This window comes from Mesobacillus maritimus, from assembly GCF_023715205.1.
GTDB lineage: Bacteria > Bacillota > Bacilli > Bacillales > Cytobacillaceae > Mesobacillus_B > Mesobacillus_B maritimus_C.
In genome coordinates this window covers 352,298-365,856 of record NZ_JAMBNR010000003.1, presented here as the reverse complement: position 1 = coordinate 365,856, position 13,559 = coordinate 352,298, and the positions used below count along the sequence as shown (strand labels likewise).

Annotated in this window: 9 protein-coding genes; 6 read left to right on the top strand and 3 right to left on the bottom strand. The window is 43.2% G+C overall.

The window, feature by feature from the left end; genetic code table 11:
• Positions 1 to 161: 161 nt before the first annotated feature.
• Positions 162 to 782, bottom strand: coding sequence for a DUF3298 and DUF4163 domain-containing protein (locus M3182_RS06245; RefSeq protein ID WP_251557423.1), 621 nt, complete (start codon positions 780 to 782; stop codon positions 162 to 164).
• 140 nt (positions 783 to 922) lie between these two features.
• A complete protein-coding gene (locus M3182_RS06240) occupies positions 923 to 2,380 on the bottom strand; it encodes an amidase (RefSeq protein ID WP_251557422.1) in 1,458 nt (485 codons plus the stop codon).
• 486 nt (positions 2,381 to 2,866) lie between these two features.
• Between M3182_RS06240 and M3182_RS06235 the strand changes: the two genes are divergently transcribed.
• From M3182_RS06235 to ftsZ, 5 genes are all read left to right on the top strand, one after another.
• On the top strand, positions 2,867 to 3,538 hold the full coding sequence (locus M3182_RS06235) for a GntR family transcriptional regulator (RefSeq protein ID WP_251426429.1): 672 nt from the start codon (positions 2,867 to 2,869) through the stop codon (positions 3,536 to 3,538).
• 219 nt (positions 3,539 to 3,757) lie between these two features.
• Positions 3,758 to 4,819, top strand: a complete 1,062-nt coding sequence (locus tag M3182_RS06230) for a tartrate dehydrogenase (protein WP_251557421.1) — start codon at positions 3,758 to 3,760, stop codon at positions 4,817 to 4,819.
• Between the two features lie 100 nt (positions 4,820 to 4,919).
• Positions 4,920 to 6,263: a 2-hydroxycarboxylate transporter family protein gene (locus tag M3182_RS06225; RefSeq protein ID WP_251557420.1), complete on the top strand. Its 1,344-nt coding sequence runs from the start codon at positions 4,920 to 4,922 to the stop codon at positions 6,261 to 6,263.
• Positions 6,264 to 6,367: 104 nt separating this feature from the next.
• Positions 6,368 to 7,510, top strand: a complete 1,143-nt coding sequence (locus tag M3182_RS06220) for a glycerate kinase (RefSeq protein ID WP_251426426.1) — start codon at positions 6,368 to 6,370, stop codon at positions 7,508 to 7,510.
• Positions 7,511 to 8,014: 504 nt separating this feature from the next.
• Positions 8,015 to 9,205, top strand: coding sequence for a cell division protein FtsZ (gene ftsZ / locus M3182_RS06215; RefSeq protein ID WP_251426425.1), 1,191 nt, complete (start codon positions 8,015 to 8,017; stop codon positions 9,203 to 9,205).
• Positions 9,206 to 9,362: 157 nt separating this feature from the next.
• On the opposite strand, the gene nagE is transcribed toward ftsZ, so the two are convergent.
• A complete protein-coding gene (gene nagE / locus M3182_RS06210; RefSeq protein ID WP_251557419.1) occupies positions 9,363 to 10,808 on the bottom strand; it encodes an N-acetylglucosamine-specific PTS transporter subunit IIBC in 1,446 nt (481 codons plus the stop codon).
• A 676-nt stretch (positions 10,809 to 11,484) separates the two neighbouring features.
• On the opposite strand from nagE, the gene M3182_RS06205 reads away from it, so the two are divergent.
• Positions 11,485 to 13,545, top strand: coding sequence for a glycoside hydrolase family 3 protein (locus M3182_RS06205; RefSeq protein WP_251557418.1), 2,061 nt, complete (start codon positions 11,485 to 11,487; stop codon positions 13,543 to 13,545).
• Positions 13,546 to 13,559 lie beyond the last annotated feature (14 nt).

Below are 13,559 nucleotides of genomic sequence, written 5' to 3'. Positions count from 1 at the left end.
TTCTATTTATAGGTTACAAAGAGAGTGAATTTAATGCCATAAGTGCGTGAGGTTTTCTAACATATATTTGGGGTTCATCGGTCACGGAGAAGATAATCAAGACTTTTAAAGTGGGTTTGATAATTAGGGGCACGGAAAAAAGCAGGGAATATCCCTGCCTGTTAGTTATTCTGAGCCAACCTCCCAAGCGGCCCATCTTCCTTGATGATATCTTGGATGTCATAGACCGAGATCGGGAACATCGGAAAGCCGTATACATAAGGGGTCAAATCATAGAGTTGAAAATAGATCACTAGTGTTTTGTCAGCAATGTAAAAGTCTTGGTCCGGTTGAATAGAAGTGAATGGGTTTAAGAGGGGGACTTCGCGTTCATTAATCTGTTTTTGAATCATTGCAGAGAGTCTGGCGACATAATCACTGCCCGGTTTAAAAAGGTCTTTTAAGGTAGATTTTGTTCCCGTATAAAGGTCGAAGGTTAAAGATTTGATGTACGTCATTCCATGCGCAGCTTGCTGGTGATACGTATAGTTGCTAAGTGATAAGCTCAGAACGTCACGTTGGTTATTTTTGAGTTCAAAAGTACCAAGCATTTCGGCTACAGTGGAGGGCATATTCCCAACTTGTTGATCAATCAACTGTTGCGTTTGCTGAACAATCGCTCGGTTGATCCGTTGCTCCAGCGTTGGGTTGGCCATCCGGACGACTCTGGGGTGAAAGATGGTCTGGTTCGGTCCGTTGCTGACTTTGAGCGTTTTAATTTTGACAGGTAAAGCAGGTGGCATGATCCTCATTCCTTTATTGTTTTTACCTAAGGTATTCAAGAAAGCAGGGGACGGTGAACAGTCCCCTGCATCATTCTACGATTCTAATGTCGGTGCTACACGATGGTTCGTCGCTTGTTCATAAGCGTAACTCATGCCAATTAGTTGGCTTCGCTCCACATTTTACCGAAGAAAGCAAGCGCAAACGGAGAGCCGCATTCGTAATAACCAGCAGGTACCGTAATGAGCGGCAGGCCGCTGATATTGATTTCTGAAATGGTTGTTGATTTCACGTTATCGACTTCTCGTGCCGGAATTGCTTCTGGCATCTGCGGATAAACAAACCCATCTAAGTCATGGATTTCCAGCACATGATTAGTGATGCGTAGCAATTCGTTTTTAACCTCGGAAAATTCAGTGAGATCAGGTAAATAGTTCGGGTCCTTTGCCGCAGTCTCGGCGTTAATTAAATCACTAACAAGACTTAATGGACCACCTTCGGCCCATGGAACTTCACCTGCTTTTTCAAATACGCTGCGAATGGAGAGCTCTGCACTGATATTTTTTAAATAGTTTTCAAGGTCGTAAAAGAACGATTCCATCCCAATAAAACCGTTCTTTGCCTTCATGTACTCTGCAAAGCCAGTGCCCGCAAACGGGTCTTCGACAACTTCCGCTCCGAGCTTTTTAAGCTCATCAATGGCTCGTGCATATAGTTCTTCCGTTTCCGGTGAAAGTTCAGCTGTGCGCCAGCCAGGTCCGTACAAGCCCAATCGTTTTCCTTTAAGTGCCCCAGCATCAAGAAAAGCAGTGTAGCCTGCGTCAGGAACATTGCCTTTTGCTACTGCGGTTTTAACATCTTCCTTTGAATAGCCTGCCATGACCGACAACATAATTGCTGCATCTTCCACTGTTCGAGCATGAGGGCCTAAAACATCGCGCGTACTACCCGCAAGCGGAGTCACGCCTTTAGACGGAATTAGCCCAAACGATGGCTTGATGCCGACCAATGCTTGGGCGGCAGCTGGAACCTGAATCGATCCTGCTGTTTCTTCAGCTACCCCAAGTACAGCAAAGTTTCCTGACACAGCCATCGCCGTGCCACTACTGCTTCCGCCAGGTGAGATTTCGCGATTCACTGCATTAAAAGTAGGGCCAGCCCAGCTGTTGTTCGCATTATAGGCACAACTAAAAGCAGGAATATTGGTTTTACCAAGAATGATCTCTCCAGCTTGTTTTAATTGCGTCACCACTGGTGCATCTTTTGCCGGCATTAGCTCCATTCCACCTACTGCTTTCGCGAGGGGAGCCCATCCGAAGGTTGATGGATAGCCGGCTATATCAACCGCTTCCTTAATAACAATTGGAATGCCAGCAAGTGGCCCAAGCTCTGCCCCTTCCTCACGCAAACGATCGAACGCTTTTGCCTCTTCTATTATGTGAGGATTTCGAAAGGTAAAAGCATTGTAATTTGCTTCAAACTCTTCTATTCTTTCTAAAAACGACTGCACCACTTCTTCTGCTGTAAACTCTCCATTTGCGTAGCCAGTTTGTAATTGTTTCACCGTGACCTCTTCAAATCGAAACTTAGTGGATGTAGATAAAGTAGTGTTCTCCAAAATATAACGCCTCCCGTTATAATAATTATGAGTCGGAACTCTTTGTCCTTGGTTTCTACTTTAACTTTTTTTATCGCTTTGTCAGTTGGTTTGGCATAAAATCTAACGTGGAAAATTCAAGTTCTTAACTTAATCGTGGCTTATGTGTTCCCGTAAGGACTGGATATATTGTAAGACTTGTATTTTCCATTATGTGTTATGTTAATGACGAATACTGAGATAGGCTTTTTCCCTATTTTTAATAGAAGTACTTGTTCTATCTGACTTTGAACACTTTTATAAGAGAAGGGTAGTAATGACCATCTTTCATAGGCCGATGGGGATTCTAGAGACTTTGAATTGGTCCATGCAATGAAGTTTACTGAAGACTCACTTTTAAAAAAGGAAGACACTACTAAATCTACTAGTAGTAATGGTATAGTTTAATTAAATTAAATTCCAATCAATCTCTAACCCGTTATTAAGAATAGAAATGAGGTTAAAACGATGAGCGACCTATCAATCGAAAAACAAGCTCCTTATTACATACAGTTTTATCACATGATTAGGCAAATGATTTTTGACGGGAAATATCAGCCTGGTGAACGGATCAATGAGACGCAGTTAGCAAAAGAACATAATGTCAGTAAGAGCCCAATCCGTGAGGCCGTTCGCATTCTTGAAAAAGAAGGTCTACTGGTTGTAGAGAACTCAAAGGTTTTTGTTTATGAGCCTACTCTAAAAGATGTGAAGGATATTTATTATTGCCGGATGGCACTCGAATCGTTTGCGGTGAGGTTAACAACGAAAATTGCAAGTGACCAAGAGTTGGCTGAGCTTGAGCAGGTACTCGCTGATACAGAGGCAGCGATTCAAGCAAAGCAGGATGACAATTCGATTATTACACTCAATGAAAAATTTCATCAGTTGATTCTAACTTTCACGAACAATGCTCATTTGCAAAAGCAAGTTTACGATTTAAAAGGACTTATCCATTATTTTCGAGTCTTAAACTTTAAAGGAAATCATCGCGCAGAAGATATCCTTCAACAACATCAGCTAATTTTTAGTTTCATCAAACAGCGCGATGAAGATCAAGCCGCCCAAGAAATGATTAATCATTTAGAGCTGGATACTGAACATTTAGTCGAAGTCCTTGCGACAGACGATGAAAAATAAAGACGGTAGGACAAGCTGTTTGCAAAATAAAACAGCTTGTTTTTGTTTTGAAAAGTTCCCAATCTAGCCTTTTGAGTTGCGTTCACTGTGCTCCAAACAGTCAAAAAAGTCTAAAAATTAACTTGCTGTATGAAAAATTCTGTTATATAGTAGGATTACAAAACAAAGACGGTCGACCGACGACCGTTTGTGCAAAAAACTGAAGAGGGGGCAACAACATTGAAAAACTTAAAAATTGCTAGCATTCCAGGCGATGGAATTGGCAGAGAAGTCGTACCAGCTGCAATCGAGGTTTTGCAAACGGTATCAGACCTTCATGGAGGCTTGTCTTTTGAATTCACAGAGTTTCCCTATAGCTGTGAGTATTATTTAGAGCATGGGGTGATGATGCCAGAAGATGGTCTTGAAAGATTGCAAGACTTTGATTCTATCTTTTTAGGTGCAGTGGGGAATGCGAAGCTAGTACCAGACCATATTTCGTTGTGGGGTCTACTGATCAAGCTGCGCCGTGAATTCGAACAAGTCATCAACGTACGTCCTGCTAAAATCTTCAAGGGTGTTCGCTCTCCATTAGTCAATCCTAAAGACTTTGATCTCATTGTCGTTCGTGAGAATAGTGAGGGAGAATATAGTTCAGTTGGTGGTCGTATTTACCAAGGGGAAGATGAGATTGCGATTCAAAATGCGATCTTCTCGAGACGAGGCACTGAGCGTGCGATGCGCTATGCGTTTGAGTTAGCGACAAAACGGAAGCAGCATGTGACGAGTGCAACGAAATCAAATGGTATCTTTCATTCAATGCCGTTCTGGGATGAAGTGTTTCAGGATGTTTCAAAGGATTATCCGGAAATCGGTACCGATTCACAGCACATCGATGCCCTAGCTGCTTTCTTCGTGACCAATCCTTCCCGTTTTGACGTGATTGTCGCAAGTAACTTGTTTGGCGATGTGTTAACCGACATTGGCGCTGCGGTTATGGGAAGCATCGGAATTGCGCCAGCAGCGAACATCAATGTGAACGGAAAATATCCATCGATGTTTGAACCAGTTCACGGTTCGGCACCAGATATTATTGGGAAAGGGATTGCCAACCCAATCGGACAAATTTGGACAGCGAAAATGATGCTCGACCATTATGGAGAAGAAGAACTTGGTACAGTGCTTTTAGATGTCGTTGAAAGTGTTACAAATGACGGGATGTTAACTCCAGACATTGGCGGAAAGCATACGACTAGTGAAGTGACCAATGAAATTATTACACGCTTAAAAGCTAGAGCCTAAATCATAGAAGGGTGAGCCTATTCACGATGGATAGGTTCACCTTATATAAATAAATGCAAGCGCTTTCTAATCTATTTTTCTTATAAAAGGAGTGAAAAAGATGAGTAACTTAAATAAGCAGCCTGTAGTAGAACCAGTTGGAGTCAACTCAAAGTCAAAGAAGAAAATTGCTGGGATTGATGTCCCAATCTTTTTTGGAATCGTTGTGATCTTATTAATTGGTATTTATATGGAAATCCTCCCACATAATATGGCAAGTGGAATCATTGTTGCCATGGTCCTTGGGATGTTGCTGATGTGGATTGGCGATCAGATTCCTGTCTTCAATACCTTTGGAGGAGGTCCAATTCTTTGTATTTTAATTCCGGCCTTGTTTATTTATTTGGGCATCTTGCCAGAAAGTGTTGGAACGCTAACCGATGGTTTTTATAATGAGTTAGGCTTCTCGGATTTTGCTGTAACGGGAATTATTGTAGGGAGCATACTAAGTATGGACCGCAAAATGCTTTTGAAAATTGGGTTACGCTTTTTCATTCCACTTCTTGGAGCTGTTGCTTCTGCCATTTTAGTAGGCGGGTTGGTTGGACAGGTAATCGGCTTTGGCTTTAGTGAAACCATTTTTTATGTTGTTGGTCCGATCATGGGCGGCGGAATGGCGGCAGGTGCAGTGCCGATGTCAGAGATTTTCGCGAAAAGTAGTGGTGAAAGTGCAGGAGATATATTAGCAAAAATTGCTCCAGCGGTTATGGTTGGAAATATGATTTGTATTTTTGCTGCTGGTGCTTTGAATGGTTTAGGAAAACGGAGCAAGAAGCAGAACTTTTCGGGTAATGGTGAACTTTTACGCGTTGAAAAGAATGGGAAAAAAGTTGAATTAAAAGGTCAAGACAACTCTGCTTTTCCGTTTTCGATCAACAGTCTCATGGTAGGGATGATTGTGGCAACGACGATTTTTGTAGTCGGGAAAATTGTTGCCGAACTTATTCCGACTTTCCACTCTTATGTTTGGATTATTATAGCCGCTGCTGCGCTGAAAATCTTTGGTGTTTTACCAGCTCATATCGAAAAAGGTGCCGAAGACTGGTATGACTTCATTACTAAAGCATGGGTACCAGTTATTTTGGTCTCGATTAGTGCAGGAATGGTTGATTTCTCTAGTGTTATTGAAATTGTTACAAATCCTAGCTATATCAGTTTAACGGTAATTACGGTCATTGTGGCAACATTAGCAGCCGGATTCTTTGGATTATTGGTTGGCTTCTATTTTGTTGAATCCGCTATTTCTGCAGGGATTGGGATGGCAGACATGGGTGGATCGGGTGACGTGGCTGTACTAAGTGCATCGGAACGTATGAACTTGATGCCATTCTTACAAATTTCTTCACGGATTGGTGGAGCGCTGATGTTGGTCATTTTATCTCTTATTGCTCCATTTCTTATGTAAATTAACGAAATATTATGAAATCAAAGGAAGCAGAGGGACTGTCTCTGCTTCCTGCTTGTGTTAAAATTTACTATAGACTAGAAGCTTAGTAGGGAGTGACGGGGATGAAAGCGATCATCGCAATTGATTCATTTAAAGGTAGTATTTCTTCCATTAAAGGCAGTGAAGCCATTGCATTGGGAATTCACGATGTTTATCCGGATGCAGAGATTGTCACCCTGCCACTCGCGGATGGTGGTGAAGGAACGGTCGAGGCCCTCCTTCATGCCACTTCAGGTCAATGGGTGGAAACAATGGTCACAGGTCCCCTCGGGGAGAAGGTAACGGCGAAGTACGGAGTTTCAGGTGATGGCAATATCGCGATGATTGAAGTGGCGGCTGCTTGTGGATTGCCACTTGTTCCACCTGACTTGCGCAATCCTCTAAAAACAACCACATATGGAGTGGGTGAGCTCATCTTAGATGCAATCGAAAAAGGCTGTAGGAAGTTTATCATTGGCTTAGGTGGAAGTGCGACAAATGATGCTGGGATAGGGATGCTTCAGGCACTAGGGTTTCGCTTTTTAACCAAAGAGAACGAAGAAGTGGGCTTAGGAGGACAAAGCCTTGCTAAGGTTGAAGCGATTCATCAAGATCAGGTTCATCCACTGTTGAACGAATGCACGTTTCAAGTAGCTTGTGATGTGAATAACCCTCTTTTTGGAAAAAATGGTGCAGCCTATATTTATGGTCCCCAAAAAGGGGCAACTCTTGAAATGGTACAAGAGTTAGATAAAGGGCTTGAGCATTTTGCTGGTGTGGTCAAACGTGAACTGAACTTGGAGATTCATTCGCTGGAAGGAGCAGGTGCTGCCGGTGGATTGGGTGCTGCGTTTCTAGGATTTTTACATGCTGAACTTCAATCTGGAATTAATCTTGTTTTAGATGTAGCAGGGTTGGAAGAACAATTGCAAGGAGCTGATTTTGTTTTGACAGGAGAGGGGATGCTCGACGGCCAGACTTCGATGGGGAAAGCTCCAATGGGAGTTGCCCAGTTAGCAGCGAAGCATGGAATTCCTGTCATCGCTTTAGCCGGAGGAATCAATCAGAATCAATTTTCTTTAAATGAAAACGGAATGACAGCATGCTTTTCCATTGTCAACGCTCCTATGTCGCTAGAAGAAGCAATGGTGGCTGATACAACGTTCGGAAACCTTCGCTTCACAACCAATCAGTTATTTCGGTTAATTAAGAGTGTGAAAGCTTAGAAGAAGCCAGGAGGTACCCTGGCTCTTTTTTTATAATTTTAGGAGCGGAGAATTCTTCATCGATGTCTCATTTATGCGAATAGATAGGGTTAATTTCTTAAGAAAAGACTCTTTTCTTAAAATTTGTTGCTTTTAGAGATAAAATGTAGAGAAAAAGCTATGTTTTCACTGGAAAGTAATTTAAATTTAGGAGAAAGAGCCAGCAAACTTAGTATTAACGCACAGAATGGCTAATCCTACGTTAAAATCGGCTTTAGGATTTTAACAACCATCTACCTAGGAAAAGATACGGACTGTGAATAATCTAAAAAAATGCCGTCAAATAGCAGATTTCACAAAAAAGAATGTCGCGATTTTGTACTTATATTACGTTAAGTTTACAAATTTTAAAATCTAATGGTAATTGCTAGAAATGCCCTTATAAAGAGAGATAGAATTATAGAATAGTTTAAGAGATAGAAAATATGGGGGCAGTTTAAAAAAGTTAGAATCGGGGGTATTAAAATGCTAGAGTTCGAAACCAATATAGATCAGTTTGCCACGATAAAAGTGATTGGTGTTGGAGGTGGTGGCAACAACGCGGTCAATCGCATGATTGAAGATGGAGTTCAAGGGGTTGAATTTATTGCCGTCAATACCGATGCGCAAGCGTTGAACATGTCAAAAGCGGAAATCACGATGCAAATTGGTGAAGGGTTAACAAGAGGCTTAGGTGCGGGGGCAAACCCGGAAATCGGCCGTAAAGCGGTCGAAGAAAGCCGAACCCAAATTCAAGAAGTTTTGCAGGGAGCAGATATGGTGTTTGTTACGGCTGGGATGGGCGGTGGTACCGGAACGGGTGCTGCGCCAGCTATCGCGCAAATTGCTCGTGAACTTGGGGCGTTAACAATTGGTGTCGTTACGCGTCCGTTCGCGTTTGAAGGTCGCAAGCGTGCCGTTAATGCAGCTTCTGGAATCGCAGAAATGAAAAAAGCGGTTAATACGTTAATCATTATTCCGAACGAGCGATTGCTCGAAATAGTCGATCGAAAAACGCCAATGCTTCAAGCGTTCCGTGAGGCAGATAATGTCCTTCGTCAAGGGGTTCAAGGGATTTCTGATTTAATTGCAGTCCCAGGTTTAATCAACCTAGACTTTGCCGATGTAAAAACGATTATGTCCAACAAAGGGACAGCACTAATGGGAATCGGGATTGCTTCAGGCGAAGATCGCGCCGTAGATGCAGCGAAGAAAGCCATTTTCAGTCCGTTATTGGAAACGTCGATCAACGGTGCGAAAGGGGTACTCATGAACATCACCGGAGGCAAGGACTTAAGTTTATATGAAGTCCAAGAAGCGGCCGATATTGTTGCCTCTGCAACAGATGACCAGCTTAATATGATTTTTGGCTCGGTGATTAATGAGAACCTTAATAAGGAAATTATTGTAACCGTCATCGCTACAGGCTTTAACAGCGATGAGCCCGAAGAGACCTCACCTCAACGTCCGCAAAGGGGTGCCACAAACAGTTCAGCGTATCATCAAACAGCGGCCACTCATCAACGGGAAACAATCCGTTACGAAGTACCTGAAGAAGACCAAGATTATGAAAGACAAGAAGAGCATGTGGAATATGTTCCACAACAGTCCCAACCGGAACCAGAAGATTCATTAGAGATTCCATCTTTCCTTCGTAAACGTAGAAGAAGACGATAAATAGGAAATTGAACAAAAGGTAAAAGTACTTTCAAATGATAGCTGAAAAAATAGAAAAAATAAACCGCCACATTCTCGTGGCGGTTTATTTTTTTCAGGAAGCCTGAAAAACTGGAAATAAGGAACTTGTCTCCAGTCTCTAAAATGATTGGCAATATTATTTTCTGCGGAGTTTTTTGACCTCTTCCGCAACGAATTGGACTTGAGGCCCGATAATCACTTGGATGCTCTTAGGGCCGACAACATTGATTCCAGGCACCCCAGTCGCTTTAATCTTACTTTGGTCAACAGCGTCCATATCTTTGACTTCGATGCGAAGACGCGTAGCGCAATAATCAAGGTCAGTGACATTGGCATCGCCACCGAGTCCTGCAAAAATTCGTTCAGCCATGTCCGCATATTTGCTATCTGAAGATATTGTATCATGTTGCTCTTGTTCGTCACTGTCATCCGTACGGCCAGGTGTTTTTAAGTTGAATTTTGTGATAAAGAAACGGAAGACAAAGTAGTAAATGACGGCAAATACTAGACCTTGGACAAGCAACATATATGGCTGATTGGCAAGCGGAAGCTGCGAGCTTAACACAAAGTCAATCAGGCCGGCGCTGAACCCGAACCCGGCCGTCCAGTTGAATGCTGCAGCAATCGCAAGCGATAGACCGGTCAGGACTGCGTGCACGAGATAAAGCATCGGAGCTAGGAACATAAAGGCGAATTCAAGCGGTTCTGTCACTCCGGTAAAGAAGGCCGCAAATCCGGCTGCAAGCATTAGAGAAGCTGTCTGTTTTTTCTTTTTCGTTTTGGCTGTATGGTACATCGCTAGCGCGGCAGCAGGCAATCCGAACATCATCACCGGGAAAAATCCAGCTTGGTACATTCCGGTTACTCCTTTGACACCATCACCACTCCAAAATTTCCCAATGTCATTGATACCAGCCACATCAAACCAAAATACAGAGTTTAGGGCATGATGCAGGCCTGTAGGAATGAGCAACCTGTTGAAAAACCCATACAACCCGGCTCCGGCGGCGCCTAATTTGGCGATTGATTCACCGAAGGAGACGAGCCCAGAGTAGATGAACGGCCATAAGAAAAAGAAAACGACCGAGACTAGGAGCATGAAGAAAGCTGTCATGATTGGCACAAGTCGCTTTCCGCTAAAGAAAGCGAGCGCATCTGGCAGTTTCACATGACTAAACCTGTTGTACATTAAGGAAGCGACAATACCAGACAGAATCCCGACAAAGGCATTTTCAATCTTTTCAAAGGCAGGATCAACCGCTTCTGCCTCAATCCCTTGAAGCATCGCTACTGTGCCGGATGAAAGGAGCGTAGTAATGACAAGAAAGGCAACAAGTCCGCTTAATGCTGCCGAACCGTCCCGCTCTTTTGCCATCCCTAAGGCAATCCCAACGGCAAAAAGGATAGGAATATGTTCAATAATCGATCCTCCAGCCTTAATCAAAAAGGCAGCGGCCGGGCTTCCCTCTCCCCAGCCAGATGGGTCGATTCCATAACCGATTCCCATCAGAATTGCGGCAGCTGGAAGCACCGCAACAGGCAGCATCAAACTTCTGCCGATTCTTTGTAAGTACGTTTTCATTCCATGACACCTTCCTTTTTCTAATTTGACAAGCTCTTATGCTTGTATTGCCAGTGAGGCAATCAAAATAAGGAGTATAAGTGCATACTGGCTGTTTGAAGCGCTTACATTTTGTGGTGACCATCAATAAAGCAAGACCAATTCAAGGTAAGTTCGCTCCATTTCTATTATATTCGCAATTTATCACAAAAAGACAGGTGATTTCATCCTATTTAAAATAAAATTTCAATAAAAATTAATAGATTTTAAAAAATAATTCCGAATTATCAGGACTAAATAACCAGTAAAATTCCATAAAAGGTACTTTAGGGAGATGTGTGTAGCAACATTCAACAGGTATGATTTTACTAATGGTAGTAAGCGTTTACATTTTTTAAAAAAAGCAGTAGCGATTGAAAATTTCAAGTAGAGGAGGAGTTATATAGAGAAATGAATCGCTTTTGTTTTGGTGTTCAGCATCCTGCATGGATGACTTTACGTTGAAGTCTTGTACGGATTTACAGAAGACTATTCAAGTGCAGTTGACTTCTTGTAACATTATCGCACGGTGTTGGCTGCCTCCTGGAATGAGGCAGGACCGTTAGAAGAAGCACGTTATGAAAAAGTTCGGTTGAACAATTTTAACAAGAATGCCGGAGGATAGAGACATTTGACTAAATTGAGAGGAGAGAGGAACATGCTGAAAAAAATGGTTGTTATGGTGTTAACGGCTGTTCTCGTGCTATCGGGAATCCCTGCCGCTAGTCTAGCCGCGTCACAGAAGGAGCAGGCGATGGACCTGATACTGGATGCCAATATTCCAGAGGTAACAAGGGAAGTTGAGAACAACAAGCTAGTGCTCCATCCACTTCATGTTTATAAAGACGGATCATATAAGCTAGCGGGGAAAAACCTCGTTTGGAAATCCTCTAATAAAAAGGTTGCCGATATCAGTAACGATGGCACTGTGACGCTGACTGGACAGAACGGGGCGGCGGTTATTAGCGTAAGTGATGGGAGATACGAAGACCGAATCAGAATCCAATCTTCTAAAGGCGGTAAGACAAAGCTTATTAAGCCCAAGGCCAAGCGATATGACCTTATTGGAAAAGTGATCTCCAAAATGACGATGGAGGAAAAAGTTGGGCAAATGCTGATGCCTGATTTCCGCAACTGGGAAGGGAAAAATGTGACGGAAATGAACAGTGAGATTGCACAACTTGTGAAAAACTACCATTTAGGTGGCGTTATTCTATTCAGGGAGAATACGGTGACGACAGCACAAACAACAAAGCTTGTGCACGATTATCAACAAGCTGCTGAGAAATTTGGACTGCTCATTTCGATTGACCAGGAAGGTGGCATCGTAACAAGGCTGCAAATGGGAACCGATTTTCCTGGCAACATGGCTCTTGGGGCGTCGCGTTCTGAGGAAATGGCTGAGAAAGTCGGTAAAGCAATCGGAGAGGAATTGAATGCCCTCGGGATCAATATGAATTTTGGCCCTGTACTGGATGTAAACAATAATCCAGATAATCCGGTCATTGGTGTACGTTCTTTCGGTGAGGACCCACAGCTTGTGGCAGATTTGGGTAAAGCTTATATCAAAGGACTGCATGAAAGCGGAATTGCTGCGACCTCGAAACATTTTCCAGGGCATGGAGACACAGCTGTTGACTCTCATATCGGGTTGCCATCGGTACCGCATGATATCGATCGTTTGAAGCAAGTTGAGCTATATCCATTCCAGCAGGCGATGGGTGACGGAATGGACGCCATCATGAGCGCCCATGTCACCTTCCCCAAAATCGATGATACAAAAGCCATTTCGAAAAAGGATGGTTCTGAAATTGCCATTCCAGGTACGCTTTCTAAAAAGGTGCTAACTGGCTTGGTCAGAGAAGAAATGGGCTATGAGGGCGTGATTGTGACCGATGCGATGAATATGGCTGCCATCTCTGATCATTTCGGTCCTGTCGACGCCGCCATTCGTGCGGTAAATGCGGGGGCAGATATTCTCCTCATGCCGGTTGGAATTGAAGAAGTCGCAAATGGAATTTATGATGCTATTCATTCTGGAGATCTCTCCGTTAAGCGAATCGAACAGTCTGTCAAAAGAGTGCTAGCGCTAAAAATGAACAGAGGCATCTTCAAAGCTGAAGAAGAAGTGAGCATAGAGGACAAGATTGCACATGCCCAGGCGATCGTTGGGTCTGCAGAGCATAAAAACATTGAAAAAGAAGCAGCAGAAAAATCGATTACGCTCGTCAAGAATGAAGAACTACTGCCGCTAAATCCAGAAGGTGATGAAACTGTGCTTGTCATTGGCTCAGGTGCGAACCTTCTGGCGGAGGAAGTACGCAAGCATCATGAAAAGGTTGAAGTGATCGCGACGGAAGTGCCGCTTTCTGCTCTACAATTAGATCGGGTCAAAGATGCTGATTATGTTGTGCTCGGAACGCAGACTTCCTCTGTGAGTGGGCGTTCACCAAATAGCAATCTGATGAAACTGGCGAACCAAGTCATCGCAGCAGATGTTCCTGTGGCCGCGGTCGGAATCCGCAATCCGTATGATATTATGGCCTATCCACAGGTTGAAGCATATATTGCGCAATATAGTTTCAGACCAGGCAGTTACGAAGCATCCATCAATGCGATTTTTGGTAAAAACAATCCAAGCGGCCAATTGCCGGTAACAATCTACAGCCAAGAAGGAAGCATTCTTTATAACTACGGACATGGTTTAAGTTATGAATAAATAAGAAACGGAGG

Bases quoted from the DNA above. Each gene is read 5' to 3' on its own strand.
- M3182_RS06225 (WP_251557420.1), top strand. From the start codon at position 4,920: ATGAGTAACTTAAATAAGCAGCCTGTAGTAGAACCAGTTGGAGTCAAC.
- M3182_RS06245 (WP_251557423.1), bottom strand. From the start codon at position 782: ATGCCACCTGCTTTACCTGTCAAAATTAAAACGCTCAAAGTCAGCAAC.
- ftsZ (WP_251426425.1), top strand. From the start codon at position 8,015: ATGCTAGAGTTCGAAACCAATATAGATCAGTTTGCCACGATAAAAGTG.
- M3182_RS06205 (WP_251557418.1), top strand. From the start codon at position 11,485: ATGCTGAAAAAAATGGTTGTTATGGTGTTAACGGCTGTTCTCGTGCTA.
- M3182_RS06220 (WP_251426426.1), top strand. From the start codon at position 6,368: ATGAAAGCGATCATCGCAATTGATTCATTTAAAGGTAGTATTTCTTCC.
- nagE (WP_251557419.1), bottom strand. From the start codon at position 10,808: ATGAAAACGTACTTACAAAGAATCGGCAGAAGTTTGATGCTGCCTGTT.
- M3182_RS06235 (WP_251426429.1), top strand. From the start codon at position 2,867: ATGAGCGACCTATCAATCGAAAAACAAGCTCCTTATTACATACAGTTT.